Here is a 26,034-nt window from a genome sequence, read left to right as displayed (position 1 = left end):
TATTTCTGAAAATTGAACAGCAGGCGTAAACTGTATTCGTGAAGAATTCCGATTGAAGCAAAGATAGTCAGATGGAGCATGTCATGAAACGCATAATGATCGCGGCGGCGGCATCCTTGAGCCTGCTGCTGGGCGGTTGCGCGACCACGATCCGCAGCGACGTCACCACCTTCCACCAATGGCCGGCCCAGATCGCCGACAAGAGCTACGCCTTCGAGGCCCCGGCCCCGCAGGACAACACGCTCGAGTTGCAGAACTACGAGAACCTGGTGCGCGACCAGCTGAGCCGCCTCGGCTTCCACGAGGCGCCGCAGTCGGCGGCCCTGAAGGTGGCGGTGCGTTTCGTCACCGTCGACGTGCCGACCCAGGTGCTGTATCCGTCCTATGCGCCCTTCTATCCCTATTCGGCGCGCTTCGGCTACGGCGGTTTCCGCCGCCGCTACTGGGGCGGCGGCTGGTACAACCCATTCTACGACCCGTTCTGGGGCCCGGTGCCGCGCTACGACGTGGAAGAGGAACACCGCTATCACCGCCAGCTGCAGATCTCCATCAGCTCGGCGACCGACAGCAAGCGCCTGTTCGACGTGACCGTGCGTAACGTCAGCAAGACGATGTCGACCCCGGCGCTGATGCCGGCGCTGGTGCAGAGCGCCTTCGAAGGCTTTCCGGGACCGAATGGCGGGGCGCGGGTGGTCGAGTTGAAGCAGGAGCCGCGCAAGGGTTGAGTTTCAGCCCTTGAATGAAAACGGGACGCGCTGCTCGAGGGCAGGCGTCCCGTTTTGTTTGCCCGTCGCTCCCGCGATTACTCGTCGCTCCCGCCTGCGCGGGGACGACAAATTGAAGCTGCGGGAACGACGTACTGAAGCTGTGGGCCGCCGCACACTTCACTTCAGGCCAAATACCTCTCCGAAAAAAACGTAATCGCCACAATCAGCAAAACCGCCAGCGCCAGCACCGCCAGCAGGCGGCCAAAGCGCGGGCTGTCGTCCTGCTGGGGCTCGATCGGGGGTTCGTTGTCGTCGCTGAACTCTCTCATGGCTGTCATGGCAGAAGGATGGTCTTGCCGGTGGTGCGCCGCGATTCCAGCGCGATGTGGGCCTGGGCTGCGTCCGCCAGCGGGAAGCGCTGGTGGATCTCGATCCTGATCTTGCCGCTGGCGACCATCTGGAACAGGTCGGCCGCCATCGCTTCCAGGTCTTCGCGCTTCGCCGCATAGGTCTGCAAGGTCGGGCGCGTGATGTAGAGCGAGCCGCGCGAGACCAGTTCGGAGAGCGCGAAGGGCGGCACCGCGCCGGACGAGTTGCCGAAGCTGACCATCAGGCCCAGCGGCTGCAGGCAGTCGAGCGAGCGCAGGAAGGTGTCCTTGCCGACCGAATCGTAGACCACCGGCACCTTCGCCCCGTTCGTGATCTCCAGCACGCGCTGTACCACATCCTCGGTGTTGTAGTTGATGACGTGGGCCGCGCCATGCTGCCGGGCCAGCTCCGCTTTCTCGTTTGACCCCACCGTGCCGATCAGGTTCACGCCGAGAGCGCGCGCCCACTGGCAGGCGATCAGGCCGACGCCGCCGGCCGCCGCGTGGAACAGGATGGTGTCGCCGGCCTTCAGCGGATAGGTACGGCGGAACAGGTACTGCACCGTCAGGCCCTGCAGCATCATCGCGGCGCCGGTCTCGAAGTCGATCTCGTCCGGCAGCTTGACCAGGATGTCGGCCGGCATCACGCGCAGCTCGCTATAGGCGCCGTTCGGACGCGCGGCATAGGCCACGCGGTCGCCCGGCAGCACATGGGTCACGCCTTCGCCCACCGCCTCGACCACGCCGGCGCCCTCCTGCCCCAGGCCGCCTGGCAGCGGGGCCGGATACAGGCCGTTGCGGAAATAGACGTCGATGAAGTTCAGGCCGATCGCATGGTTGCGCACGCGCGCTTCACCGGGGCCGGGCTCGCCGACCTCGACCTCGGCCAGTTCCATCACCTCGGGACCGCCGGTACGCGCGTAGCGGATCGCTTTTGCCATTGCCATTCTCGTTCTCCTTTGTCAGGACAGTTCCATCAGCCGGGACAGGACCAGGCGCGCGCTCGAGACATTCGTCGCGCATGGGATGTTATGGACGTCGCAGGCGCGCACCAGGGCGTTGATGTCGGGTTCGTGCGGCTGCGGGGTCATGGGGTCGCGCAGGAAGATCACACAGTCGATCTCGCCGTTGACGAGGTGGGCGCCGATCTGCAGGTCGCCGCCCAGCGGGCCCGAATGCATGCGCGTGACATCGAGGCCGAGCTCGTTGTTCAGGCGGCCGCCGGTGGTGCCGGTGGCGGTGAGCGTGCAGCGGCCCAGGAACTCCCGGTACTCGGCGGCAAGCGCGATCATGTCGTCTTTTTTCTTGTCGTGGGCAATCAGGGCAATGCGTGGTTTCATTTTTTCCCTCAGGTTCTTTTCAGCGACAGCATATAGATTCCCGCCAGCACCAGYCCGGTCCCGGCCAGTTGTACGGTCGTGATCGGCTCACCCAGCAGCGCCCAGCCCAGGAACAGCGTGGACACCGGGCCGATCATGCCGGCCTGCGAGGCGGTCGCGGCGCCGATGCGCTGTACCGCGATCATCGTCATGAAGACCGGGAAGATGGTACAGAATATTCCGTTCACGAGCGAGAGGCCGTAGACCTGCAGCGGCTGGATCAGCAGCGAGGCCGGGCGCAGGATGAAGAACTGGGCGATGCAGGCCACGCTCGAGACGCACATCGCGTAAGCCACCAGGCGCAGCGAACCGATGCGCCTGACCATCTCGCCGGTGCCCAGCAAGTAGATCGCATACGCCACCGCCGAACCCAGCACCAGCAGGGAACCGGTGACGATGCTGCCGGCGCCGCCCTGCAGGTCGTGCACGAACACCAGCACGATGCCGCAATAGGACAGGCCCAGCGCCAGCCATTGCGCGCCGCCGATGCGGCGCTTCAGGAACACGGCGGTAATCAGGAGCACGAAGGTCGGCGTCAGGAACAGGATCAGGCGCTCCAGCCCGACCGAGATGTATTGCAGGCCCAGGAAATCGAGGTAGCTGGACAGGTAGTAGCCGATCAGGCCCAGGCCCACCAGGCGCCAGCGGTCGACGACGGACAAAGGCGGCTGGGTACGCATCTTCCAGATCGCCACACCCGCAAATACCGGAAGCGAGAACAGCATTCTGAAGGCGATCAAGGTTACTGCATCGATGTGGTAGCGATACAGCAGTTTGGCGACTACAGCTTTGGTGGAGAACAGGACGGCGCCGGCAATGGCGATGGCGAGGCCGCCGATCAAGGCCGGACGTGGGACCGGCGCAACGGAAATGTCGATTGCAGATTTGCTCATCGAAAGATTGTAGTGCGAATCCGGATTTCCGGCTGAGGGCGGCTGCGAACGCCGCAAGGTGGTAGTGGTCCAACCGCCGCTGACCCACTTCAACGAGGAGATGTTCATATGAGCACTGCTGGCGGCGTCAAGCGCAGCGGCTCCGAACGCACCGTCGTATTGGCCCTGCTGGGCCTGCTCGCGGCCCTGTGCTGGGCCTACCTGCTGTACCGTGTCGGCCGCATGGCGCCGCTCGGCCTCGGCGCCGCCGGCAAGACCGCCGCCGCCCCTTGGCACGCCGGCGACCTCGGGCTGCTGTATGCGCTCTGGGTGGTCGTGATCGCGGCGATGATGCTGCCGGCGGCGGCGCCCTCGGTGCTGCTGTACGCACGCGTCAAGCGCCTGCGGCGCGAACGCTGGGTTTATGCCGGCACCCTGGTGTTCATGCTCGGCTACCTGTTCGTCTGGTGCTGCTGCGCGCTGGCGGCGGCGCTGGCGGCCTGGCTGCTGCACGATACCGGCGCGCTCGACGAGAGCATGGCGATCGCCGACCCGACCGTCGGTGCGCTGGCGCTGGCGGCGGCCGGGGTCTACCAGTGGACGCCCGCCAAGCACATCAGCCTGGACAACTGCCGCACACCGCTGGCCTTCGTCCTGACCCATTGGCGGCGCGGCACCTGGGGCGCGTTCCGGATGGGCATCGCCGATGCCCGCTATTGCACCGGCTGCTGCTGGCTGCTGATGGCGCTGGTGCTGCCCTTCGGCGTCCTCAACCTGCCCCTGATCTGCGGCCTGATCGCCCTGATCCTGGCCGAAAAACTGCTCCCCGGCGGACACCTGCTGGCCTGCGCCACCGGACTCGGACTGGTGGCCTGGGGCACCGCGCTGTTGTTTCCCTGACAGTTTTTGAGCAAGGGCGCTATGATAAAATGTCGAGGATTAAATCCATACCGTCTAAGGGAATCTCGACATCATGGCTGGACACAGCAAATGGGCCAATATCAAGCATAAGAAGGCCGCCACCGACGCCAAGCGCGGCAAGATCTGGACTCGTCTCATCAAGGAAATCACGGTTGCAGCCCGTATGGGCGGCGGCGACATCGCCTCGAACCCGCGCCTGCGCCTGGCAGTCGACAAGGCCGCCGACGCCAACATGCCGAAGGACAACGTCACCCGAGCGATCCAGCGCGGCTCGGGCGGCCTCGAAGGCGTCAACTACGAAGAAATCCGCTACGAAGGCTACGGCATCGGCGGCGCCGCGATCATCGTCGACTGCATGACCGACAACCGCGTCCGCACCGTGGCCGAAGTGCGCCACGCCTTCAGCAAATACGGCGGCAACATGGGCACCGAAGGTTCGGTGTCCTTCATGTTCAAGCACGTCGGCCAGTTCCTGTTCGCGCCGGGCGTGGAAGAGGACAAGCTGATGGAAGCCGCGCTGGAAGCCGGCGCCGACGACGTCATCGCCGACGACGAAGGCGGCTTCGAAGTGCTGTGCGACCCGAACGCCTTCGCCGGCGTCAAGGACGCGCTGGAAAAGGCCGGCTTCAAGGCCGATTCCGCCGAAGTCATCATGAAGCCGGACACCGAAACGGTGTTCACCGGCGAAGACGCGCAGAAGATGCAGAAACTGCTCGACGTCCTGGAAAACCTGGACGACGTGCAGGAAGTGTATACGAACGCCGTCATCGAAGAGTAAGCAAGGACCCACGAAAGGCCCCCATGAAAATCCTGGTAGTCGGCTCTGGTGGCCGTGAACACGCCCTGGCCTGGAAACTGGCCCAATCCGACCGCGTCCAGACGGTCTACGTGGCGCCCGGCAACGGCGGCACGGCGCACGATGCGCGCCTGGTCAACATCGACATCACGGATCCGGCCGCGCTGGCCGACTTCGTGGTCGCCGAGCACGTCGCACTGACCCTGGTGGGTCCGGAAGCGCCGCTGGCGGCCGGCATCGTCAACCTGTTCCGCTCGCGCGGGCTGAAGGTCTTCGGCCCGACCCGCGAGGCGGCCCAGCTGGAAAGCTCGAAGGACTTCGCCAAGGCCTTCATGGAGCGCCACGGCATCCCGACCGCGAAGTACCAGACCTTCTCGGACCCTGTCCAGGCCCATGCCTGGATCGACGCCAACGGCGCCCCGATCGTCATCAAGGCCGACGGCCTGGCGGCCGGCAAGGGCGTGGTGGTCGCGATGTCGCTGGAAGAAGCGCACCAGGCGGTCGACCACATGCTGTCGGATAACCGCTTCGGCGATGCCGGCGCCCGCATCGTGATCGAGGAATTCCTGGCCGGCGAGGAAGCCAGCTTCATCGTCATGTGCGACGGCAAGAACGTGCTGGCACTGGCCACCTCCCAGGACCACAAGCGCCTGAAGGATGGCGACCAGGGTCCGAACACGGGCGGCATGGGCGCCTACTCGCCGGCGCCGATCGTGACGCCGTCGATGCATGCGCGCGTGATGCGCGAAATCATCAATCCGACCATCCAGGGCATGGCCAGGGACGGCATCCCCTACTCCGGCTTCCTGTACGCCGGCCTGATGATCGACGCCGCCGGCAACCCGAAGACGCTGGAATTCAACTGCCGCATGGGCGACCCGGAAACCCAGCCCATCATGGCGCGCCTGAAGAGCGACTTCGTGACGGTGCTGGAACACGCCTGCAACGGCACGCTGGACGCCGTGGAACTGGAATGGGACCGCCGCACCGCGGTGGGCGTCGTGATGGCCGCCGCCGGCTATCCGGACGACCCGGTCAAGGGCGACGTCATCGACGGCATCCCGGCCGAAACGCCGGAATGCATCACCTTCCACGCCGGCACCCGCCTCGTCGACGGCACCCTGCAAACCTCGGGCGGCCGCGTGCTGTGCGTGGTGGGCCTGGGCGACAGCGTCAAGATGGCCCAGAAGCAGGCTTACGAGACTGTGGAGAAGATCCACTTCAATGGGGCGCAGTATCGGCGCGACATCGGCTGGCGCGGCGTCAAGCAGTAAATTTTCCGCGCACTAAAAAGACGGGACGTTTGCCAAGGCAGCGTCCCGTTTTTTTGGCACCACCGTCGTCCCCGCGAAGGCGGGGATCCAAGGACCAGCTTTTCTGGACCAGATTCACCTTCCAATCCCTGTTCCAACGCTTGATCAGTTTTTCTCGACGCGCTGCTTCCATGACGTAGGTATGCACCTCATACCAGACGAGATGTGTCAGTCGATATTGCTTCGTGAATCCATCGAAAACGCCTTCACGATGCTGCCAGACGCGCTTCAGCAGATCGGTTGTGCTGCCGACATATAAAGTTCCATAAGGGCGATTCGTCAGGATGTAGACATAGCTGTGCTTTTCCATCATTGCCGAACCCATGATTAAAACACCGATGTTCCGTTTACATCGCTTGCGCAGGCATGCGTCCCCTCAATAAGAACTTGGGTCCCCGCCTTCGCGGGGACGACGGTGGCGCGGGAATGACGATTCAACAGCCAGTGGTGTACAATCCCCGATCCATTTTTTTTCCAGCCACCACCTCACCCACATGTCCACCCCGAACCCTGCCGCCGTCAAGGCCTGGCTGCTCGATCTGCAGGCGCGCATCGTGCAGGCGCTGGAGGAAGTCGATGGCAAGCCGTTTTTGCGCGACACCTGGGAACGTGCCGAGGGTGGCGGTGGTGTTTCGCGGCTGATCGAAGAAGGTAATGTGTTCGAGCGCGGCGGCTGCAATTTCTCTCACGTGCAAGGCAAGAGCCTGCCGCCGTCGGCGATGGCCGCGCGGCCGGAACTGGCGGGGCGCGCCTGGGAAGCGATGGGGGTGTCGCTGGTGCTGCATCCGCGTAATCCCTATGCGCCGACCGTGCACATGAACGTGCGCTTCTTCGAGGCGACGCTTGATGGCAAGGAGCCGGTCTGGTGGTTCGGCGGCGGCATGGACCTGACGCCCTATTACGCCGAGGAAGGCGATGTGCGCCACTTCCACCAGGTCTGCCACGATGCGCTGGCGCCTTTCGGCGAGGACCTGCATCCGCGCTTCAAGCGCTGGTGCGACGATTATTTCTACCTGAAGCACCGCAAGGAAGCGCGTGGCGTCGGCGGCATCTTCTTCGACGACTTCAACGAGATCGGTTTCGACCAATCCTTCGCGCTGGTGCAAAGCGTGGGCAAGGGTTTCCTCGATGCCTATCTGCCGATCGTCAAGGCGCGCAAGGACCAGCCGTATGGCGAGCGCGAACGCGACTTCCAGGCTTACCGCCGCGGACGTTACGTCGAGTTCAACCTGGTCTGGGACCGCGGCACCCTGTTCGGCCTGCAGTCGGGCGGGCGCACCGAGGCGATCCTGATGTCGATGCCGCCGATCGTGAAGTGGCGCTACGACTGGCACCCGGAACCGGGCAGCCCCGAGGCGAAGCTGTACAGCGACTTCCTCGTCCACCGGGATTGGCTGGCCCCGTGATCCGCTGCATTGCCCTGCTGGGAGGCAGTTTCGACCCGGTACATGACGGCCACGTCGCGCTGGCCGAACTGTTCGCGCACCTGCTTCATCCGGACGAACTGCGCATCATGCCGGCCGGACGGCCGTGGCAGAAGAAGGCCGGCCTGGAAGCCGGCGATGCCGACCGCGTAGCGATGCTGGAACTGGCGTTCGCACATGCGGCCTGTCCGGCCATCGTCGACCTCCGGGAAATCGAGCGCGACACCCCGACCTACACGGTCGAGACCTTGCGCGAACTGCGCGCCGAACTCGGACCCGATGCCTCGATCGTGTTCCTGATGGGCGCCGACCAGTTGCAGAAGCTGGACAGCTGGATCGACTGGAAGGACTTGTTCGCGCTGGCGAATTTCGGCGTCGCCGCGCGGCCGGGCTACCGGCTCGACGCCGCCTTTCTTCCGCCCGCGGTGGCGCAAGAACTGACGCCGCGCCTTGCCACGCCTGAAGAAGTTCGTGCGAGCAAGGCCGGAAAAGTCTGCCTGGCACATACGCTGGCGGTCGATATTTCGGCCACCGAAGTACGTGCGGCTTTARAGGACAATGCGCCATCAAAGGTAAGCGCGCTCCTTGCGCCGCAAGTGCTAGACTATATTCAACAACATAACTTATACAAGAGCTAATGGATATCAAGAAACTGCAAGCGATCGTCGTCGACGCCCTCGAAGACGTCAAGGGCCAGGAGATCGCCCTGTTCGACACGACGAACCTGACCAGCCTGTTCGACCGCATCGCGGTCGTGTCGGGCACCTCGAATCGCCAGACCAAGGCACTGGCTGCCTCTGTCCGCGACAAGGTCAAGGAAGCAGGCGGCGACGTGGTCGGCATGGAAGGCGAAGACACCGGTGAATGGGTGCTCGTCGACCTGGGCGACATGATCGTGCACATCATGCAGCCGGCCATCCGCCAGTACTACCGCCTGGAAGAAATCTGGGGCGAGAAGCCGGTCAAGCTGGGCGCGGCCAAGCGCAAGTCCACCTCCGAAGGCCAGGAAGCCGCCGCCGCCCCGAAGACCAAGGGCAAGCACCTGGCGGCCAACCAGGAGCAGCCGGAAGCCAAGCCGGTCAACGAGCGCAAGCCGGCCGCCAAGCGCGCCACCGCTGCATCGAAGACCGCCGGCGAAGCGGCTTCTGCCAAGAAGCCGGCGGCCAAAACGCCGGCCGCCAAGATCCCGACCGGCGCCCGCGTGAAGGTTGCCGTGCCGAAGGCCGTCGCCGCATCCGCTGCCGCCGCGAAAGCCGCCAAGGCCGCCGCGCCGAAGCGCGCGACCAAGGCTGCCGCTCCGGCCGCCGAAGGGGCAGCACCGGCCAAGAAGGTCATCCGCCGCATCAAGAAGGCCGACGAATAATCCCGTCGGATAAGTTTCAATAATGCAGTTGATCATTGCCGCGGTCGGCCACAAGATGCCGGCCTGGATCGAGACCGGTTTTGCCGAGTACGTCAAGCGCATGCCTCCCGAGCTGCGCATCGTGCTCAAGGAAATCAAGCCGGTCGAGCGTTCGGGCAGCAAGACCGCGGCCACCGCGATGGCGCTCGAACGCGAGCGCATCGAAGCCGTGTTGCCGAAGGGGGTGCGCATCATCGCCCTCGACGAGCGCGGCAAGGACCTCACCAGCGTCGGCCTGTCCCAGCAGCTGGAAGCCTGGCAGCAGGATGGGCGCGATGTCGCCTTCCTGATCGGCGGTGCCGACGGCCTCGATCCCGAACTGAAAGCCCGCGCCGATGGGCTGATCCGCATCTCGAGCATGACGCTGCCGCACGGAATCGTGCGGGTCATGCTGGCGGAGCAGCTGTATCGTGCCTGGTCGATCACCCAAAACCATCCCTACCACCGCGTTTAGGAAGCGTTCCGGCTTCTTCGAAGATGAAATTTCTCGATAAAAAGATCTACCTCGCCTCGAAGAGCCCACGCAGGCGCGAACTGCTGCGCCAGGTCGGCGTGGAATTCGAACTGCTCAGCCTGCGTACCGATCCCGCGCGCGGCGAGGACGTGAGCGAGGACGAGCATCCCGGCGAGGTGCCGCTCGACTATGTGGCCCGGGTGGCGCGCGAGAAAGGCGCCTTCGCCTGGAAGGTGCTGGCCCTGCGCCGCATGCCGCTGCGCCCGGTGCTGTCGGCCGATACTACCGTCACCATCGACGGCCGGATCCTCGGCAAGCCGGCCAATACCCAGGAAGCCGTGGCCATGCTGGAGAGCCTGTCCGGCCGCACCCACCAGGTGCTGACCTCGGTGGCCCTGCACTACATCGACATCGCCGAGCAGGTGACCCAGGTGTCCAATGTGCGCTTCGCCAAACTGAGTCCGGCCGACATCAAGGCTTATTGCGCCACCGCCGAGCCCTACGACAAGGCCGGCGCCTACGGCATCCAGGGCCTGGCGGCGCTGTTCATCGAACATATCGAGGGCAGCCATTCGGGCATCATGGGCTTGCCGGTGTTCGAGACGGCGCAGCTGCTTCGGAAGGCTGGCGTTAGGTTCTTCTGAACGGGCGCCGGGGTCTCAGGTATTTTGGCTGGAACGGTCGAGCTGTCCACCCTACGCTGGTATGATGGCGCCTTGAACATTTCACGCACGGCCCTAGCCACATGACTGAAGACATCCTGATCAATATCACCCCACAGGAAACGCGTGTCGCGCTGGTGGTACAGGGAGCCGTGCAGGAGCTGCACATCGAGCGCACGCTCACGCGCGGCCTGGCAGGCAATGTCTATTCGGGCAAGGTGGTACGCGTGCTGCCCGGGATGCAATCGGCCTTCATCGACATCGGCCTGGAACGTGCCGCCTTCCTGCACGTGGCCGACATCTGGGAAGCCCGTCCCCACGACAACAATGGCGGCGGCAACGTCAACGCCGCGCCGACGCCCATCGAAAAAATCCTGTTCGACGGCCAGGTGCTGACCGTGCAGGTGATCAAGGACCCGATCGGCACCAAGGGCGCGCGCCTGTCGACCCAGATCTCGATCGCCGGCCGCATGCTGGTCTACCTCCCGCAGGACAAGCATATCGGCATCTCGCAGAAGATCGAGAAGGAATCCGAGCGCGAGGCCCTGCGCGCGCGCATGCAGGGCCTGCTGCCGCCGGAAGAAAAAGGCGGCTACATCGTGCGCACCCAGGCCGAAGACGCTTCCGACGCYGACCTGGCGGCCGACATCGACTACCTGCGCAAGACCTGGGGCGCGATCCTGCAGGGCGCGCGCACCCGTCCCGCCACCAGCCTGCTGTACCAGGACCTGAACCTGGCCCAGCGCGTACTGCGCGACTTCGTGCACGACGAGACGGCGGCGATCCTGGTCGACTCGCGCGAGAACTACCTGAAGCTGGTCGAATTCGCCCAGGTCTACACGCCCAGCGTGCTGTCGCGCCTGCAGCATTACACCGGCGAGCGCCCGCTGTTCGACCTCTATGGCGTCGAGGAAGAGATCCTGCGCGCGCTGGGCCGCCGCGTCGACCTGAAATCGGGCGGCTACCTGATCGTCGACCAGACCGAGGCGATGACGACCATCGACGTGAATACCGGCGGCTTCGTCGGCGGACGCAATTTTGCCGACACCATCTTCAAGACCAACCTCGAGGCGGCCCACGCGATCGCGCGCCAGCTCCGCCTGCGCAACCTGGGCGGCATCATCATCCTCGACTTCATCGACATGGAGAACAACGAGCACCGCAACGCCGTGCTGGCGGAGCTCAAGAAAACCCTGTCGCGCGACCGCACCAAGGTGTCCGTCAGCGGCTTCTCGGCCCTGGGCCTGGTCGAGATGACCAGGAAGCGCACCCGCGAGTCGCTGGCCCATATCCTGTGCGAGCCCTGCCCGGCCTGCGGCGGCAAGGGACAGGTCAAGACCTCGCGCACCATCTGCTACGAGATCCTGCGCGAGCTGCTGCGCGAGGCCAAGCAGTTCAACCCGCGCGAATTCCGCATCCTGGCATCGCAGGAGGTGGTCGACCTGTTCCTGGAAGAGGAATCGCAGCACCTGGCGATGCTGGGGGACTTCATCGGCAAGAAGATCTCGCTGCAGGTCGAAAAGGGTTATCACCAGGAGCAGTACGATGTGATTCTGATGTGAGCTTTACACGTCAGTTTCGCCAGATGTAACTCATGCATTTGTCATAGTACTCAGATGCTGTTGCTGCTACAGGACAATAGCGTTAAAAATCCCGATAGGGGCAACGCACTTGCCCAGTTTGGACTACAATTTGTGACAATTTGCTGATAATTCGAGAGTTGGCGGTACCGCGGTTTCAAGCGATGGCTTGCTATGAGCGGCCAGCCGACCGCTAGGCGCTGCCAAACGTCCGATCGACGGTTGGCAGGCTTCCTGATTGACCACTGGCGGCGTCGGTTTTTGTGCTGACTAGCGACCCGTAAGAGACAATGAACGACCCACTCATCCCTGCCGATTTGCTGAAGAAGTCGGACAAGATCCTGTTCATCGCCCACCTGGCGTTGGGCGATTATACATATCTGCAGAACTGCTTCCAGGCGTTCGCGCGGGCCTACCCGCACCTGAAGCTGCACCTGTGGGTCGACGAAGTCCGCCGCACCAGCGACTCGTCGCAATGGCCGCACCTTAAAAAGAACGTGCTGTACGACTGGCTCGATGCCTGCGATTTCATCGAGAAGGTCTACAAGCAGAACTACTCGCCGGACCTGTTCGAGGCCTCGATCAAGGAAGCCCGCGAGGAGCACTACCCGATCGTGGTTTCGCTCGGCACCCTGCGCCCGCACTTCTACGCCAACCTGGCCCGCCGCATCAGCCCGGACGGCTTCGTGGTCGGCCTGAAGAAGCCGATGGGCCTGTCCGGCCTGCCGCATTACTTCACCTACCGCAAGCTGGACGCCGCCCTCGATCCGGACGTGGCCGACCGTTCGATCGCGCCCCACATCAGCGACGTGCATGCGGAGTGGTTCCGCCGCCTGGCGAACGTGAACATCCCGCCGGCCGAGCGCATCCCCTTCGTCCACATCCCGGAACGCTTCGTCGAGGGCGCCAAGACCCGCCTGCACGACTGGGGCTTCGACAAGCGCCAGGGCAAGCTGGTGTTCATCAACCCCTTCGCCAAGACCCGCAAGCGCTGCTGGCCGGTCGAACGCGTGGCCGAACTGATCACCACCATGCGCGGCCAGCCGGAATGGCGCGACGCCTGCTTCATCGTCAACGCGGTGCCGCAGGAAGTCGAGCGCGTGAAGACCATGCTGACCGAGCGCCAGCTGGACCGCACCCAGCTGTTCAGCGCCAACGAGAACTTCTTCCAGCTGCCGGCCATGCTGGCCCAGTGCGACCTGATCGTCTCGGTGGAAACCGCCGTGATGCACCTGGCGAACGCCGTCGGCGTGCCGGTGGTGGCGCTGATGCGCCAGAAGACGCCGGAATGGGCGCCGGTCGACAAGGCCAACAGCACCGTGATCACGGCGCACCAGCGGCGCGATTGGGTGAAGGCGATTCCGGTGCAGGATGTGATGCACGCGTTGGCGTGATCCACCCTACCGTGCGGACGGGAAAAAGAGCTGCTCCCCAGCCGGTTTGAACGCCGCAATCTTCGCCTGCCCCTCCGGCGAAGTAATCCAGTCGATCAGCTGCTTCGCCCCCTTGTAGTTGATGCCCTTGTGCTTCTCCGGATTCACCGCGATGATGCCGTAGAGGTTGAACATGCGCTTGTCGCCTTCGACCAGGATCGCGAGGCCGGTCCTGGCTTTATACGCGCCGTAGGTGGCGCGGTCGGTCAGGGTGTAGGCGTTCATCTCGGCCGCCATGTTCAGCACCTCGCCCATGCCCAGGCCGGCCGACACGTAGTTGCTGCCCTGCGGCTTGGCACCGATCTCCTTCCAGTAGCCCCTCTCCATCACGTCGGTGCCGGAATTGTCGCCGCGCGAGATGAACTTCACCTTGGTCGAGGCGATCTTCCTGAAGGCGCCCAGCACGTCGTGCATGCCCTTGACGCCGGCCGGGTCCGAGGTCGGGCCGACCACGATGAAGTCGTTGTACATCACGTCGTGGCGGTCGACGCCCCAGCCGTCAAGCACGAACTTGTCTTCGAGCTGGCGCGCGTGCACCAGGGTGACGTCGACGTCGCCGTTCTTGCCCAGCTCCAGGGCCTTGCCGGTGCCGACCGAGATCACCTTGACCTTGATGCCGTACTTCTGCTCGAAGCCGGGCAGCAGCCAGGACAGCAGGCCGGAATTCTCGGTACTGGTGGTGGTGGACAGGCGCAGCACTTTCGCATCCTGCGCCTGGGCCGGCGTAGTGGCCATCCCGAGGGTGGCGCCGAGGACGAGGGCAATACTGAACGGACGGCGTTGCATGGTGTCTCCTTGTTGTCAACGAACTTCGAGCTTCCCGTCGCGCAGCTTGAGGCGATGCACGCCGGGCAGGCCAATCAGGTCGCGGTCGTGGCAGGCGATGACGACGCTGCCTCCTGCTTCGACCACGGTGGGGATCAATTCGATCACCTGCTCGCGCGCCTGGCCGTCCAGGTTGGCGGTCGGTTCGTCGAGCAGCAGCAGTTTCGGCGACAGCACCCGGGCGCGCGCCAGCGCCACGCGCTGCCGCTCGCCGCCCGACAGCCTGGCCGGATCGGCGTCGCGCAGGTGGGCGACGCCGGCCCAGGCCATCGCCTCCTCGACCCTGGCGGCCGCCTGGGCCTTCGGCAGGCCGCGCACGTGCAGGCCGTAGCCGATGTTGTGGGCGACGCTGGTCGAGAACATCACCGGATGCTGGTGCACGTAGACGATGGCTTCGCGCATCGCCTTCGGGTAGGGATGCGGGTTCACTTCCTGGCCCTCGAAGCGCATGCTGTCGACCTCGGCGCGTTCCAGGCCGCCCAGCACGCGCAGCAGGGTGCTCTTGCCGGCGCCGTTGATCCCGGTGAGCACGTAGGCGCTGTGGGTCGCGACCTCCATGCAGCCGATGTCGTACAGCAGGCGCTCGCCGTAGCGCTTGCGCAGGCCCTTCACGCCCAGCAGGGCGCGGCGCCGCTCGCCGCCGGTGCGCACCTCAGTACCCCTGACCATGCCCTGCAGCGAAATCGGCTGGATCATGCCCTGTCCTTCGCCGCATGGGCATCGCCCTGCAGCAGCATCAGCGCGCCGTTCATCAGCAGCGCAATCGATACCAGCACGATGCCCAGCGCGATCCCCTGCGCGAACTCGCCCTTGCTGGTTTCCAGGGCGATGGCGGTGGTGATGGTCCGCGTCTCGCCCTCGATATTCCCGCCCACCATCAGCGCGCAGCCGACTTCCGAGATCACCCGCCCGAAGCCGGACAGCACCGCCGCCATCACGCCGAAGCGGGCCTCGTGCAGCACCCGCAGCATCACCTGCAGGCGCGAGGCGCCCAGGGAGATCGCGGTCTCGGCATAGCGCGGATCGATGGCCTGCACCGCGGCCAGGGTGAAGGCCAGCAGCACCGGCAAGGCCACCACGAACTGGCCGGCGACGATGCCCGGCTGCGAGAACAGCCATTGCAGAGACCCCATCGGCCCGTGGCGCGACAGCAGCAGATACAGCAGCAATCCGATCAGCACGGTAGGCAGCGACAACGCCGCCTGCGCCAGCCAGATCGCGATGCGGCGCCCCGGAAAGCGGTGCAGGCCGATCAGGTAACCCAGCAGCACCGCCGGCGGCGTCGCCAGCAGCAGCCCGAACACGCTGGTCTTCAGCGAGACCCAGATGATGCGCCACAGGTCGGGGTCGCCCGTGAACAGCAGCGTGAAGGCGCGCAGGGTCGCGTCGAGCACGTTACATCGTCGTCCCCGCGCAGGCGGGGACCCAAGTTCTGCGGGCGTCACGATCGCGTTGGCAAACTTGGCCCCCCGCCTGCGCGGGGGCGACGTGGGGAATTGTCGCGGGAACGACGTAGTGCTTACGCATAGTGCCGCTGACGCTCCGCCTCCAGCGCGTCGAGGAAATCCGGTTCGAACACCAGCCGCTCCGCCCCCGTCAGCAGCAGGAAATGCCGGCCGCTGCAGCGCGCCAGCAGCGACATGCCGACCTTCTCCGCCACCATATGGCCCATCTGGGTGGTGCCGGAGCGCGACAGCAGGAAGGGGATGCCCATCTGGGCGCCCTTGATCACCATTTCCGAGGTCAGGCGGCCGGTGGTGTAGAAGACCTTGTCCCCGCCCTCGACGCCGTCCAGCCACATCAACCCGGCGATGGCGTCGACCGCGTTGTGGCGGCCCACGTCCTCGACGAAATACAGCAGCTCGCCCGTGTTCGAGAACAGCGCGCAGCCGTGCACCGAACCGGCCTGCTTGTAGACCGACTGCTGGGTGCGGATGGTCTCGACGATGCGGTAGACGACCGACTGGGTCAGGCGCGCCTCATCAGGAAGACTGATGGAATCAACCTCATCCATCAGCCCGCCAAATATGGAACCCTGGCCGCAGCCGGTGGTGACGACCTTTTTCGCGGTGCGCTCCTCGACGCCGGTAATGCCCTTGCGGGTCACCACCGCCACCGCGTCCACCGACCAGTCGACCTGGATCGATACCACCTCGTCCAGCGAACGTATCAGGCGCTGGTTGCGCAGATAGCCCAGGGTCAGCGCTTCCGGCGCGCCGCCCAGGGTCATCAGGGTCACGAGTTCGCGCTTGTCGACGTAGACGGTCAGCGGGCGCTCGGCCGGGATGTGCAGGACGGAACGGCGTCCGCGCTCGTCGATGGCCGTCACCTCGTGGGTGAGGCTGGCGCTTGCCTGGGACAGCAGAGGTCGATAGCGATGCTCGTTCATCTTGCTATTCTGCCACGGCTGCCAGAATCTGGCCGCCACCATAGGAACCCTGGCGCCCCACCTCCCCACCCAGGCGCACCTGGATCGCGCAGTACTTGAACTCGGGGATCTTGCCGAAGGGGTCGAGCGCCGAGTTGGTGAGCCGGTTGATCGCCGCCTCGTAGTAGCAGAACGGCACGAAGATGGCGCCGCGCGGCGAGCTGTCGTCGGCGCGCGCATACAGGCTGACTTCACCGCGGCGCGAGGTGATCGTGATGACCTCGCCCGGCTTGCCTCCCATCGCCTCCAGGTCGAGCGGATGCACCAGGGCCACCGGATCGGGCTCGATCGCATCCAGCACGCCGGCGCGCCGGGTCATGCTGCCGGTATGCCAGTGCTCGAGCTGGCGGCCGGTGATCAGGACCATCGGGTACTCGGCGTCCGGACGCTCGTTGGCCGGGATGATGTCGGCCGGGACGAAGCGCGCCCTGCCCTTCTCCTCGCCAAGCCCGCGCGGGAAGTCTTCGACGAAGACCACCGGCTGGCCGGGGTCGCCCTCCGCCGTGCAGGGGTAGGTGACGGCGCCTTCGCGTTCCAGCCGGTCCCAGGTGATGCCGCCGATGCTGGGCATCAGCCTGCGCATCTCGTCGAACACCTCGGACACGTGACCGTAGTTCCACTGCAGGCCCAGCTGCTTGGCCATCTGCTGGATGATCCACAGGTCCTGCCTGGCATCGCCCGGCGCTTGAATCGCCTGGCGGCCCAGCTGGACCACGCGGTCGGTGTTCGTGAAGGTGCCGGCCTTCTCGGCGAAGCTCGACGCCGGCAGGATCACGTCGGCCAGGTAGGCGGTCTCGGTCAGGAAGATGTCCTGCACCACCAGGCAGTCGAGCGCGGCCAGCGCCTCGCGCGCGTGATTCGCGTCCGGGTCGGACATGGCCGGGTTCTCGCCCATGATGTACATGCCCTTGATGCCGCCGGCAAGGATGTCGTCCATGATCTCGACCACGGTCAGGCCGGGCTTGTCGTCCAGCTGGGTGCCCCAGGCGGCTTCGAAGCGGGCCTTGGCCTGCGGGTTGTCGACGCGCTGGTAGTCCGGGTACATCATCGGGATCAGGCCGGCGTCGGAAGCGCCCTGCACATTGTTCTGGCCGCGCAGCGGATGCAGGCCGGTGCCGGGACGGCCGATCTGGCCGGTCATCAGGGCCAGCGCGATCAGGCAGCGCGCGTTGTCGGTGCCGTGCACGTGCTGCGAGATGCCCATACCCCACAGGATCATCGAGCCCTTCGAGGTCGCGTACAGGCGCGCCACGTAGCGGATGGTGTCGGCATCGATGCCGCAGATCGGCGCCATCGTTTCCGGGCTATAGCCTTCGACGTTCTTCGCCAGCTCGTCGTAGCCGATGGTGCGGCTTTCGATGAAGCCCTTGTCGACCAGGCCTTCGGTGACGATCACGTGCATCATCGCGTTCAGCAGCGCGACGTCGGTGTCCGGCTTGAACTGCAGGTAGCGGTGGGCATGGCGCCCCAGTTCGGAGCGGCGCGGATCCATCACGATCAGCTTGGTGCCGGTGCGGACCGCGTTCTTCATCCAGGTGGCGGCCACCGGGTGGTTCACGGTCGGATTCGCGCCGATCACGACCACGACCTCGGCGCGGGTCACGTCCATCACCGGGTTCGAGACCGCGCCCGAGCCGATCCCCTCCAGCAGCGCGGCCACCGAGGACGCGTGGCACAGGCGGGTGCAGTGGTCGACGTTGTTGCTGCCGAAGCCGGTGCGCACCAGTTTCTGGAACAGGTAGGCTTCTTCGTTGCTGCCCTTGGCCGAGCCGAAGCCGGCCAGCGCGCGCTTGCCATGGGTGTCGCGGATGCGCGCCAGCGTGCCGCCGGCCAGTTCGAGCGCCTCTTCCCAGCTCGCTTCGCGGAACACCTCCATGACGGTGCTCGGGTCCATCGTGAAGTCGCCAGTCTTGGGCACGCCCGCGCGGCGGATCAGCGGTTTCGTGAGGCGATGCGGATGGTGGGCGTAGTCGAATCCGTAGCGGCCCTTCACGCACAGGCGGCCATGGTTGGCGGGGCCGTCGCGGCCCTCCACGTAGAGGATCTTGTTGTCCTTGACGTTGTAGGTCAGCTGGCAGCCGACGCCGCAATACGGACAGACCGAATCGACTTTTTTATCGGGGATGGAGAGCGCCGCATCGCGCGCCGGGCTCAGGGCGCCGGTCGGGCAGGCCTGCACGCATTCGCCGCAGGCCACGCAGGTGGAATTCCCCATCGGGTCATCCTGGTCGAACACGATTTTTGCGTTTTCGCCGCGGAAGGCCAGGCCGATCACGTCGTTGACCTGTTCGTCGCGGCAGGCGCGCAGGCAGCGCGTGCACTGGATGCAGGCGTCGAGGTTGACGGTGATCGCGGCGTGCGTGGCGTCCTGCTGCGGTTCGCTGCGCGTGGCCGGGAAGCGTGGCTTGCCGACGCCGAGCTTCGCCGCCCATACGTCGACTTCGTTATGGCGGGTGTACTCCTTCTCGGGCATGTCCGAGGCCAGCAGCTCCAGCACCATCTTCTGCGCCTTGACGGCGCGCTCGCTATTGGTGGTGACCTTCATGCCCTGGATTGGCGCGCGGCAGCAGGACGGCGCCAGCACGCGCTCGCCGTCGATCTCGACCATGCAGGAGCGGCAGTTGCCGACCGCTTCCAGTCCTTCGGCATAGCAGAGGCGCGGGATTTCGATGCCTTCGCGGTCGGCGACTTCGATCAGGGTTTCGTGGCGCAGCGCCTGCACTTCCCTGCCGTTGATCGTGAAGGTGACTGTCTGGAGGCTCGCGTTCATGGTTGCACCTGCTGGCTTGCGTTCAAACTGAGTTCATGCGGGAAGTACTTGATCACGCAATCGAAGGGATTCGGCGCGGCCTGGCCCAGGCCGCAAATCGATGCGTCGCGCATCACCTGGGACAGTTCGCCCAGCAGCCCGGTATCCCACTGCGCCTGCTCCATCAGGGCCACGGCCTTGGCGGTGCCGGCGCGGCAGGGCGTGCACTGGCCGCAGGATTCGTCCTTGAAGAAGCGCAGCGTGTTCAGGGCCGCGGCCTTGGCCGTGTCCTGGGTTGAGAGCACCACCACGGCGGCCGAACCGATGAAGCAGCCGTAGGCTTGCAGGGTGTCGAAGTCGAGCGGGATGTCGCCCATCGAGGCCGGCAGGATGCCGCCCGAGGCGCCGCCCGGCAGGTAGGCGTAGAACTGGTGGCCGTCCTGCATGCCGCCGCAGTATTCCTCGATCAGCTCGGTGATCGTGATGCCGGCCGGGGCCAGCTTGACGCCCGGGTCGCGCACCCGGCCCGAGACCGAGAACGAGCGCAGTCCCTTGCGCCCATGGCGGCCGTGGCTGGCGAAGTGTTCCGGGCCCTGCTCGACGATGTCGCGCACCCAGTGCAGGGTTTCGACATTGTGTTCCAGGGTTGGACGGCCGAACAGGCCGACCTGGGCCACGTAGGGCGGACGCAGGCGGGGCATGCCGCGCTTGCCTTCGATCGACTCGATCATGGCCGACTCTTCGCCGCAGATGTAGGCGCCGGCGCCGCGGCGCAGGACGATCTCCGGCATGCCGTCCATGAAGGGCTCGGCGCGTAACAGCGCCAGCTCGGCTTCCAGCATGGCGCGCAGGCCGTGGTATTCGTCGCGCAGGTAGATATAGATGGTCTCGATGCCGACCGCCCAGGCGGCGATCAGGGCGCCTTCCAGGAAGCGGTGCGGGTCGCGCTCGAGGTAGACGCGGTCCTTGAAGGTGCCGGGTTCGCCTTCGTCGATGTTGATTGCCATGAGGCGCGGACCCGCTTCGGCGCGCACGATGCGCCACTTGCGGCCGGCCGGGAAGCCTGCGCCGCCCAGGCCGCGCAGGCCGGAGGCTTCCAGCGCAGTGATCACGCTCTCGACCTCGCGGCGGCCTTCGACGCAGTCGCGCAGCAGCGCATAACCGCCCTTGCCGCGGTAGGCCGCCAGGCCGTCGTGGTTCTGGTGGATATCGGTGGTTTCCTTCGTCGCCACCTTGGCCAGCAGGGTTTCCACGCTCGCGCGCGGCACCGGATGCTGGCCGACCAGGGCCGCCGGCGCCTGCTCGCAGCGGCCGATGCAAGGCGCCGCCAGCACCCTCACCTCGGTGCCGAGGATGGCCGGCAGCCTGTCGAGCAGTGCCTGGGCACCCGCCATCTCGCAGGACAGGCCGGCGCAGACGCGCACGGTGATCGGGGCCGGCGCTTCCTCCCCATCGCGCAGCACGTCGAAGTGGTGATAGAAGCTGGCGACTTCGTAAACCTCCGATTGCGCCAGTTTCAGCTCCTGGGCCAGCGCCGCCAGGTGCCTGGCTGCCACGCAGCCGAACGCGTCCTGGATCCGGTGCAGGTATTCGATCAGCAGATCGCGCCGGCGCGGGCTGTCGCCCAGCAGGTCCTGCACCTCGCGCAGGGCCTGGGGGTCGGCACGCCGGCCCTTGGGCGCCTCGCGCTTGCGCTGGCGGCTGGCGCCCTGCACGGCGATGGGGATGACGGGATGGTTCATGGCGGTATTCCTGTAATGCGTGTTACGTATTTCGATCGATTTGCCGACGTCCGGTGTCGTGGGGTGGGCACTCCGTGCCCACGCGTGACGGTCAACGTAAGGCAGGCGTCACGCGTGGTCGGAGGACCGCCCACCCTACTTGAAGAGAACGATCGCCTTCTGCAGCGTGATCCACATGCCGATCGCCAGCGGGATGCCGACTGCGGCCCAGGCCAGCAGCGTCACCAGCGCGCCGCCCGCGGCGACCGGTGCCGCAGTCATGGCGGCGGCGCCGGACACGCCGGCGACCACGCTGTCGCTGCCGGCGGCAGCGGCGGCACGACTGCCGGCCGAGGCGGCGACGTCGCGCTCATGGGCGCGGCGCTTCTCTTCCGCCAGTTCGGCGTCGCTCATGAAGTACTTGTCGGCCACCGGGCGCACCAGCAGGTTGCAGACGAAGCCCAGCACGAGTAAAGCGGCCATCGCGTACATCGCGGTGTCGTAGGCCTGGGCCTTGGCGACGCCGTGCGCGATCTGGTATTCGCGGATGTAGTTGACCAGGTTCGGGCCCAGCAGGCCGGCGGCGGCCCAGGCGGTCAGCAGGCCGCCGTGGATCGCGCCCACCATCTGGGTGCCGAACAGGTCGGCCAGGTAGGCCGGCACGGTCGAGAAGCCGCCGCCGTACATCGACAGGATGATGCAGAAGGACAGCACGAACAGGGCCAGGTGGCCGCCGTGCGCGAAGCTCGGGATCGCCGAGTACAGCACGAAGCCCAGCACCAGGAACACGAAGTAGGTCATCTTGCGGCCGATGTAGTCGGAGCAGGTGGCCCAGGCGAAGCGGCCGCCGATGTTAAACAGCGACAGCAGGCCGGTGAAGCCGGCGGCGATGGTCGCGATCTGCGCCTTCTGCGCGGTGTCCAGTTCGTTGAAGGCGGCGGTCACGCCGATCAGGCGGCCGCCGAACACTTCCTGCAGCAGCGGCGACGCCATCGCCAGGATGCCGATGCCGGCCGAGACGTTCAGGAACAGCACCAGCCACACCAGCCAGAACTGCGGGGTGCTCCAGGCGCGCTTCACGTGCACGTGGCGGTTGGTGATCAGGGTCTTGCCGCTCTTGGCGGGGGCGGTCCAGCCTTCCGGCTTCCAGCCGTTGGCCGGCACGCGGTAGGACAGCGCGCCCACCATCATGAACACGAAATAGATCGCGGCCAGGGCCAGGAAGGTTTCCCACACGCCCACCGAGGTCGGGGTGGCGAAGTGCTTCATCAGCTTGTCGGCCAGCGGTGCGCCGATCATGGCGCCGCCGCCGAAACCCATGATGGCCATGCCGGTCGCCATGCCGCGGCGGTCGGGGAACCATTTGATCAGGGTGGAAACCGGCGAGATATAGCCGAGACCGAGGCCGATGCCGCCGATGACGCCCGAACCCAGCCACATCAGCCAGATCTGGTGCTTGTAGATGCCCAGCGCCGAGATCACCAGGCCGCCGCACCAGCACAGCGCCGAGACGACGCCAGCCTTGCGCGGACCCGCGTGTTCGAGCCAGCCGCCGAACAGCGCGGTGGACAGGCCCAGGAACAGGAAGAACAACGAGAACATCCAGCCCAGCATCGAGATCTTCCAGTCGCAGGTGGTGGACGTGATCTCGGCGAAGAAGCTCATGTCGGCCGGGCAGGCCAGCGATTCCTTGATGCCGATGGCCTTCGACAGCGGCAGCCAGAACACCGAGAACCCATAGGCCATGCCGATGCACAGGTGAATCGCCAAGGCCGCCGGCGGCACCAGCCAGCGGTTGAAGCCGGGTCTGGCGATGGTGTGCTCCTTGTCCAGCTTATCCAGTAATGCCATGTCTCCTCCGTATTTTTTATTCGAATTAATATGTTTTAAAAAGCATATATTTCTGGCTTACTCTTACTGCAATTCCAAGCGTATCATGGCCTCTTTCTGTCAGAAATAGGCTTTATTTAGCATATAAGCCATGCTCAAGGTCCACATCCGCCCGCACTGGGAAATCAGTTTCAACAATGACGCGCCGCTCGACACGGCAACCCTGCTGGCGCTGCTGCTGGCGATCCAGGACCAGGGTTCGATCGCGGCGGCGGCCAAGGCGGCCGGCCTGTCCTACCGCTATGCCTGGGGTGTGCTGCGCGAAGCCGAGGAGCTGTTCGGCGAGCCCCTGCTCGAAACCGGGCGCGGACGCGGCACCCGCCTGACCCTGCTCGCGCAAAAGCTGGTGTGGGCCGACCGCCGCATCGCCGCGCGCCTGTCGCCGACGCTGGACAGCCTGGCGTCCGAACTCGAGACCGAACTGGGCAAGCTGCGCATGCGCGGCATCGGCATGCACTCGGTGCGCATCGACGCCAGCCACGGCTTCGCGGTGGCCTCCCTCACCGGCTACCTGGACAAGCTCGAACTGCCGGTCGAGCTGCGCTACCGCACCAGCCTGGATGCGGTGGCCGCGCTGGCGCGGCGCGAGTGCGACCTGGCCGGCTTCCACGTCCCGGAGGGCGAATTCGAAGAAGCGACGGCGCGCCGCTACCTGCGCTGGCTGGATCCGGAGCGGCACTGCCTGGTCAACCTGTGCGAACGCCAGCAGGGCCTGCTGGTCGCGCCCGGCAATCCGCTCGGCATCGCCGGCCTGGGCGACCTGGTGCGCCCTGGCCTGCGCTTCGTGAACCGCCAGGCCGGCTCCGGCACCCGCATGCTGCTCGACATGATGCTCGACCGCGAGGGCATCGACCGTGAAGCGATCAACGGCTGGAACAGCGCCGAGTTCACCCACTCGGCGGTGGCTGCCTACATCGCCAGCGGCATGGCCGACGTCGGCGTCGGCATGCGCACCGCGGCCGAGCAGTTCAAGCTCGGCTTCATCCCGCTGGTACGCGAACGCTACTTCTTCGCCGTCCACCTGGACGCCCTCCAGGACAGCCTGATGGCCCAGCTGCTGGCGATCCTGCGCCAGCCCGGCTATCACCGCCTGGTCGACGCCCTGCCCGGCTACGACGCCAACCGTACCGGCAGCATCGAATCGCTAGCGGAAGCCTTCGGCGCCGCGGGCGCATCGCGCCGGGCTCCGTCCGAAGCGGGAGCGGCAACATGACGCACATCGACGTGGAAGCCCTGCTTACCGCCCTCCCTGCGCGCATCGACGCCATCGTGCGCCGGCATGCGCGGACGGCGCCGGACGCGCCGGCCCTGCGCGAAGACGGCCGCACGCTCGGCTATCGCGAGCTGGAAAACGGCATCGACGCCTGCGCCGCCTGGCTGCGCGACCTGGGTGTGCAGGCCGGCGAGCGGGTGATGCTGGTCAGCGAGAACTGCGTGGCCCAGGTCGCGGCGCTGTTCGCGATCGCCAGCCTGGACGCCTGCTTCGTCAATGTGAACGCGCGCCTGACGGCGCCTGAGCTGGCGACGATCCGCAGCCATTGCGGGGCGCGCGTGGTGCTGTACACGGCCGCCGTCTCTGCCGATGCGGCCGCCCATGCGGCAAGCGCCGGCGCGGGTGCCCATGCGCACGGCGGGCTGGTGGCCTGCGTGCATGCGGACAGCGCCGAGCCGGTGCCGGCCGCCGGGACGCCGGCCGCCCTGGTCTACACCACCGGTACCACCGGTAATCCCAAGGGTGTGATGCTCAGCCATCGCAACCTGCTGTTCGTAGCGGCCGTCTCGAGCCGCCTGCGCGGCCTGGCACCGGGCGACCTGGCGTACGGCGTGCTGCCGGTCTCGCACGTCTACGGCCTCAGCTCGGTGCTGCTGGGGACGCTCTACGCGGGCGCCTGCCTGCTGCTCGCGCCGCGCTTCACGCCGCAGGCCATGCTGGAGGCGATCCGCGGCGGCGAACTGACTATCGTGCAGGGCGTGCCGGCCATGTATGCGCGCCTGCTGGAGCTGTGCGCCGCCGAAGGAGGCGGGCCGCAGGGCTCCCCGGCGCCGCTGGCCTCGCGGCTGCGCTTCGCCTACGCCGGCGGCTCGCCGCTCGACCCCACGCTCAAGCGCGACGTGGAGCGTCTGCTCGGCGTGCCGCTGCATAACGGCTACGGCCTGACCGAGGCCGCGCCCACGGTCAGCCAGACCCGCCTGAATGCGCCACGCGCCGACACCTCGGTCGGCCATGCGATCCCGGGCGTCGAGCTGCGGGTCGACGGGACCGACGGCAAGCTGTTCGTGCGCGGTCCCAACGTGATGCTGGGCTACTACCGCGATCCGGCGGGCACGGCCGCCGTGCTGGACGCGGACGGCTGGCTCGACACCGGCGACCTGGCGCGCCAGGGTCCGGACGGCGCCCTCTTCATCGACGGACGCAGCAAGGAGCTGATCATCCGTTCCGGTTTCAAGGTCTATCCGCTGGAGGTGGAGACGGTGCTGAACGCGCACCCGGCGGTGACGCAGTCGGCGGTGATCGGGCGCGCACTGGAGAGTGGCAACGAGGAAGTGGTGGCCTTCGTCCAGCCGGCGGCCGGCACGGCCCTGGCGGCGGACGAGCTGCTGGACTGGGCCGGCGCCCGCCTCGCCCCCTACAAGCGCCCGGCGCGCATCGTCTTCATGGACAGCCTGCCGGCGGCGCCGAGCGGCAAGGTGCTCAAGCACCGGCTCAAATCGCAGGCTTAACGGCGCCGCTTTTTCCAGTTGTAACCCGGTCCGGTGACGTCCACGCCCGGATGCCCGACCACGTCCGGGTGCTCCGAGCACATGGTGATGAAGCGCACCGCCTCGCCCGCGCGCTGGCGTGCGCGCAGCTCTTCCATGAACTTCATGGCGGCGATCATGTCACTCGTATCGAAGGGCTGTGCATGCGGCACGCCGCTCTCGTCCTCGATGGTGGTCCAATACACCATATACATCCATCCCTCCTCTTTCCTCGTCCATTTCGCGGCATTTTCTCATCTTTCCCTCTCCTCCTATACGTAGGACTTGTCCTAAATCGAGTCTATATGTTCGGTGGACCACAAAAGAAGATGGGTCCGCCGACTAGGCTTAGACCTTGGTTCAAAACCGCA

At 66.0% G+C, this 26,034-nt stretch carries 26 protein-coding genes; 13 read left to right on the top strand and 13 right to left on the bottom strand.

The features are described from left to right. Positions 1-83 precede the first annotated feature (83 nt). Positions 84-725 carry a DUF4136 domain-containing protein gene (locus AC1DIX_RS01925; RefSeq protein ID WP_477321564.1) on the top strand — a complete coding sequence of 214 codons (642 nt, stop codon included), beginning with the start codon at positions 84-86 and terminating at the stop codon, positions 723-725. Positions 726-889: 164 nt separating this feature from the next. On the opposite strand, the gene AC1DIX_RS01920 is transcribed toward AC1DIX_RS01925, so the two are convergent. The 4 genes from AC1DIX_RS01920 to AC1DIX_RS01905 are packed head-to-tail and all read right to left on the bottom strand — an operon-like array spanning position 890 to position 3,347. Then, the gene (locus tag AC1DIX_RS01920) at positions 890-1,036 is read right to left on the bottom strand and encodes a hypothetical protein (protein WP_441934824.1); all 147 of its coding nucleotides are present in this window, start codon (positions 1,034-1,036) and stop codon (positions 890-892) included. A 5-nt stretch (positions 1,037-1,041) separates the two neighbouring features. Next, positions 1,042-2,016 (bottom strand): quinone oxidoreductase family protein, encoded by a 975-nt coding sequence (locus tag AC1DIX_RS01915; protein WP_477321593.1) that lies wholly within the window; start codon positions 2,014-2,016, stop codon positions 1,042-1,044. 21 nt (positions 2,017-2,037) lie between these two features. Next, positions 2,038-2,415 carry a methylglyoxal synthase gene (locus tag AC1DIX_RS01910; RefSeq protein WP_441934823.1) on the bottom strand — a complete coding sequence of 126 codons (378 nt, stop codon included), beginning with the start codon at positions 2,413-2,415 and terminating at the stop codon, positions 2,038-2,040. Positions 2,416-2,423: 8 nt separating this feature from the next. Beyond that, the gene (locus AC1DIX_RS01905) at positions 2,424-3,347 is read right to left on the bottom strand and encodes a DMT family transporter (RefSeq protein ID WP_441934822.1); all 924 of its coding nucleotides are present in this window, start codon (positions 3,345-3,347) and stop codon (positions 2,424-2,426) included. A 108-nt stretch (positions 3,348-3,455) separates the two neighbouring features. Between AC1DIX_RS01905 and AC1DIX_RS01900 the strand changes: the two genes are divergently transcribed. The 3 genes from AC1DIX_RS01900 (at position 3,456) to purD (ending at position 6,317) form a co-directional block, all read left to right on the top strand. After that, on the top strand, positions 3,456-4,226 hold the full coding sequence (locus AC1DIX_RS01900; protein WP_441934821.1) for a DUF2182 domain-containing protein: 771 nt from the start codon (positions 3,456-3,458) through the stop codon (positions 4,224-4,226). A gap of 73 nt (positions 4,227-4,299) precedes the next feature. Beyond that, complete coding sequence (locus tag AC1DIX_RS01895) at positions 4,300-5,025, top strand: YebC/PmpR family DNA-binding transcriptional regulator (RefSeq protein WP_441934820.1); 726 nt, start codon at positions 4,300-4,302, stop codon at positions 5,023-5,025. Positions 5,026-5,048: 23 nt separating this feature from the next. Continuing rightward, a complete protein-coding gene (gene purD / locus AC1DIX_RS01890) occupies positions 5,049-6,317 on the top strand; it encodes a phosphoribosylamine--glycine ligase (RefSeq protein WP_441934819.1) in 1,269 nt (422 codons plus the stop codon). On the opposite strand, the gene AC1DIX_RS01885 is transcribed toward purD, so the two are convergent. Next, positions 6,307-6,681, bottom strand: coding sequence for a GIY-YIG nuclease family protein (locus AC1DIX_RS01885; protein ID WP_477321562.1), 375 nt, complete (start codon positions 6,679-6,681; stop codon positions 6,307-6,309). The genes purD and AC1DIX_RS01885 overlap by 11 nt on opposite strands. A 169-nt stretch (positions 6,682-6,850) precedes the next feature. On the opposite strand from AC1DIX_RS01885, the gene hemF reads away from it, so the two are divergent. The 7 genes from hemF to AC1DIX_RS01850 all read left to right on the top strand — a co-directional run bounded on the left by hemF (position 6,851) and on the right by AC1DIX_RS01850 (position 13,272). Further along, on the top strand, positions 6,851-7,762 hold the full coding sequence (gene hemF / locus AC1DIX_RS01880; RefSeq protein WP_441934817.1) for an oxygen-dependent coproporphyrinogen oxidase: 912 nt from the start codon (positions 6,851-6,853) through the stop codon (positions 7,760-7,762). Then, entirely contained in the window at positions 7,759-8,418 is a 660-nt protein-coding gene (locus AC1DIX_RS01875; protein ID WP_477321560.1) for a nicotinate-nucleotide adenylyltransferase, read from the top strand. The genes hemF and AC1DIX_RS01875 overlap by 4 nt, the downstream gene beginning before the upstream one ends. Continuing rightward, positions 8,418-9,143: a ribosome silencing factor gene (rsfS, locus tag AC1DIX_RS01870; protein WP_477250746.1), complete on the top strand. Its 726-nt coding sequence runs from the start codon at positions 8,418-8,420 to the stop codon at positions 9,141-9,143. Before AC1DIX_RS01875 ends, rsfS begins: the two co-directional genes overlap by 1 nt. A gap of 22 nt (positions 9,144-9,165) precedes the next feature. Beyond that, positions 9,166-9,636 (top strand): 23S rRNA (pseudouridine(1915)-N(3))-methyltransferase RlmH, encoded by a 471-nt coding sequence (gene rlmH / locus AC1DIX_RS01865; RefSeq protein ID WP_075793150.1) that lies wholly within the window; start codon positions 9,166-9,168, stop codon positions 9,634-9,636. A 23-nt stretch (positions 9,637-9,659) separates the two neighbouring features. Further along, complete coding sequence (locus tag AC1DIX_RS01860) at positions 9,660-10,280, top strand: Maf family protein (protein ID WP_477321558.1); 621 nt, start codon at positions 9,660-9,662, stop codon at positions 10,278-10,280. A 101-nt stretch (positions 10,281-10,381) separates the two neighbouring features. After that, positions 10,382-11,860, top strand: a complete 1,479-nt coding sequence (rng, locus tag AC1DIX_RS01855; protein WP_441934813.1) for a ribonuclease G — start codon at positions 10,382-10,384, stop codon at positions 11,858-11,860. Between the two features lie 308 nt (positions 11,861-12,168). Further along, positions 12,169-13,272, top strand: a complete 1,104-nt coding sequence (locus AC1DIX_RS01850) for a glycosyltransferase family 9 protein (protein ID WP_477321555.1) — start codon at positions 12,169-12,171, stop codon at positions 13,270-13,272. Positions 13,273-13,278: 6 nt separating this feature from the next. Here the strand turns inward: AC1DIX_RS01850 and AC1DIX_RS01845 are convergent, their stop codons facing one another. The 7 genes from AC1DIX_RS01845 to AC1DIX_RS01815 form a co-directional block, all read right to left on the bottom strand. Then, positions 13,279-14,097, bottom strand: a complete 819-nt coding sequence (locus AC1DIX_RS01845) for an ABC transporter substrate-binding protein (RefSeq protein ID WP_477321553.1) — start codon at positions 14,095-14,097, stop codon at positions 13,279-13,281. A gap of 15 nt (positions 14,098-14,112) precedes the next feature. Continuing rightward, the gene (locus tag AC1DIX_RS01840; protein WP_477321591.1) at positions 14,113-14,805 is read right to left on the bottom strand and encodes an energy-coupling factor ABC transporter ATP-binding protein; all 693 of its coding nucleotides are present in this window, start codon (positions 14,803-14,805) and stop codon (positions 14,113-14,115) included. Between the two features lie 23 nt (positions 14,806-14,828). Beyond that, positions 14,829-15,530 (bottom strand): ABC transporter permease, encoded by a 702-nt coding sequence (locus AC1DIX_RS01835; RefSeq protein ID WP_441934810.1) that lies wholly within the window; start codon positions 15,528-15,530, stop codon positions 14,829-14,831. 125 nt (positions 15,531-15,655) lie between these two features. After that, positions 15,656-16,525 carry a formate dehydrogenase accessory sulfurtransferase FdhD gene (locus tag AC1DIX_RS01830; RefSeq protein ID WP_441934809.1) on the bottom strand — a complete coding sequence of 290 codons (870 nt, stop codon included), beginning with the start codon at positions 16,523-16,525 and terminating at the stop codon, positions 15,656-15,658. A gap of 4 nt (positions 16,526-16,529) precedes the next feature. Then, the gene (fdhF, locus tag AC1DIX_RS01825; protein ID WP_477321550.1) at positions 16,530-19,334 is read right to left on the bottom strand and encodes a formate dehydrogenase subunit alpha; all 2,805 of its coding nucleotides are present in this window, start codon (positions 19,332-19,334) and stop codon (positions 16,530-16,532) included. Further along, complete coding sequence (locus tag AC1DIX_RS01820; RefSeq protein ID WP_477321548.1) at positions 19,331-21,055, bottom strand: NAD(P)H-dependent oxidoreductase subunit E; 1,725 nt, start codon at positions 21,053-21,055, stop codon at positions 19,331-19,333. Before AC1DIX_RS01820 ends, fdhF begins: the two co-directional genes overlap by 4 nt. Before the next feature lie 135 nt (positions 21,056-21,190). Further along, positions 21,191-22,885, bottom strand: a complete 1,695-nt coding sequence (locus tag AC1DIX_RS01815) for an OFA family MFS transporter (RefSeq protein ID WP_477250753.1) — start codon at positions 22,883-22,885, stop codon at positions 21,191-21,193. Between the two features lie 130 nt (positions 22,886-23,015). Here AC1DIX_RS01815 and AC1DIX_RS01810 point away from each other — a divergent pair, with 130 nt between their 5' ends. Together AC1DIX_RS01810 and AC1DIX_RS01805 are read left to right on the top strand one after the other, a co-directional pair. After that, complete coding sequence (locus tag AC1DIX_RS01810; RefSeq protein WP_477321546.1) at positions 23,016-24,137, top strand: substrate-binding domain-containing protein; 1,122 nt, start codon at positions 23,016-23,018, stop codon at positions 24,135-24,137. Continuing rightward, a complete protein-coding gene (locus AC1DIX_RS01805; protein ID WP_477321544.1) occupies positions 24,134-25,645 on the top strand; it encodes a class I adenylate-forming enzyme family protein in 1,512 nt (503 codons plus the stop codon). The genes AC1DIX_RS01810 and AC1DIX_RS01805 overlap by 4 nt, the downstream gene beginning before the upstream one ends. On the opposite strand, the gene AC1DIX_RS01800 is transcribed toward AC1DIX_RS01805, so the two are convergent. Beyond that, positions 25,642-25,878, bottom strand: a complete 237-nt coding sequence (locus AC1DIX_RS01800) for a hypothetical protein (RefSeq protein ID WP_477321542.1) — start codon at positions 25,876-25,878, stop codon at positions 25,642-25,644. The two genes, AC1DIX_RS01805 and AC1DIX_RS01800, sit on opposite strands and share 4 nt — an antisense overlap. Positions 25,879-26,034: the final 156 nt, after the last annotated feature.

The organism is Massilia sp. 05N420 (assembly GCF_056397205.1).
Note: the sequence above shows the minus strand (reverse complement) of the source record. Positions and strands in the feature narration are given on the sequence as shown.

Excerpts from the sequence above, each read along its gene's own strand:
- AC1DIX_RS01925 (WP_477321564.1), top strand. The coding sequence starts at position 84 with ATGAAACGCATAATGATCGCGGCGGCGGCATCCTTGAGCCTGCTGCTG.
- AC1DIX_RS01920 (WP_441934824.1), bottom strand. The coding sequence starts at position 1,036 with ATGAGAGAGTTCAGCGACGACAACGAACCCCCGATCGAGCCCCAGCAG.
- AC1DIX_RS01915 (WP_477321593.1), bottom strand. The coding sequence starts at position 2,016 with ATGGCAAAAGCGATCCGCTACGCGCGTACCGGCGGTCCCGAGGTGATG.
- AC1DIX_RS01910 (WP_441934823.1), bottom strand. The coding sequence starts at position 2,415 with ATGAAACCACGCATTGCCCTGATTGCCCACGACAAGAAAAAAGACGAC.
- AC1DIX_RS01900 (WP_441934821.1), top strand. The coding sequence starts at position 3,456 with ATGAGCACTGCTGGCGGCGTCAAGCGCAGCGGCTCCGAACGCACCGTC.
- AC1DIX_RS01895 (WP_441934820.1), top strand. The coding sequence starts at position 4,300 with ATGGCTGGACACAGCAAATGGGCCAATATCAAGCATAAGAAGGCCGCC.
- purD (WP_441934819.1), top strand. The coding sequence starts at position 5,049 with ATGAAAATCCTGGTAGTCGGCTCTGGTGGCCGTGAACACGCCCTGGCC.
- AC1DIX_RS01885 (WP_477321562.1), bottom strand. The coding sequence starts at position 6,681 with ATGGGTTCGGCAATGATGGAAAAGCACAGCTATGTCTACATCCTGACG.
- hemF (WP_441934817.1), top strand. The coding sequence starts at position 6,851 with ATGTCCACCCCGAACCCTGCCGCCGTCAAGGCCTGGCTGCTCGATCTG.
- rsfS (WP_477250746.1), top strand. The coding sequence starts at position 8,418 with ATGGATATCAAGAAACTGCAAGCGATCGTCGTCGACGCCCTCGAAGAC.
- rlmH (WP_075793150.1), top strand. The coding sequence starts at position 9,166 with ATGCAGTTGATCATTGCCGCGGTCGGCCACAAGATGCCGGCCTGGATC.
- AC1DIX_RS01860 (WP_477321558.1), top strand. The coding sequence starts at position 9,660 with ATGAAATTTCTCGATAAAAAGATCTACCTCGCCTCGAAGAGCCCACGC.
- AC1DIX_RS01850 (WP_477321555.1), top strand. The coding sequence starts at position 12,169 with ATGAACGACCCACTCATCCCTGCCGATTTGCTGAAGAAGTCGGACAAG.
- AC1DIX_RS01845 (WP_477321553.1), bottom strand. The coding sequence starts at position 14,097 with ATGCAACGCCGTCCGTTCAGTATTGCCCTCGTCCTCGGCGCCACCCTC.
- AC1DIX_RS01840 (WP_477321591.1), bottom strand. The coding sequence starts at position 14,805 with ATGGTCAGGGGTACTGAGGTGCGCACCGGCGGCGAGCGGCGCCGCGCC.
- AC1DIX_RS01830 (WP_441934809.1), bottom strand. The coding sequence starts at position 16,525 with ATGAACGAGCATCGCTATCGACCTCTGCTGTCCCAGGCAAGCGCCAGC.
- fdhF (WP_477321550.1), bottom strand. The coding sequence starts at position 19,334 with ATGAACGCGAGCCTCCAGACAGTCACCTTCACGATCAACGGCAGGGAA.
- AC1DIX_RS01820 (WP_477321548.1), bottom strand. The coding sequence starts at position 21,055 with ATGAACCATCCCGTCATCCCCATCGCCGTGCAGGGCGCCAGCCGCCAG.
- AC1DIX_RS01815 (WP_477250753.1), bottom strand. The coding sequence starts at position 22,885 with ATGGCATTACTGGATAAGCTGGACAAGGAGCACACCATCGCCAGACCC.
- AC1DIX_RS01810 (WP_477321546.1), top strand. The coding sequence starts at position 23,016 with ATGCTCAAGGTCCACATCCGCCCGCACTGGGAAATCAGTTTCAACAAT.
- AC1DIX_RS01805 (WP_477321544.1), top strand. The coding sequence starts at position 24,134 with ATGACGCACATCGACGTGGAAGCCCTGCTTACCGCCCTCCCTGCGCGC.
- AC1DIX_RS01800 (WP_477321542.1), bottom strand. The coding sequence starts at position 25,878 with ATGTATATGGTGTATTGGACCACCATCGAGGACGAGAGCGGCGTGCCG.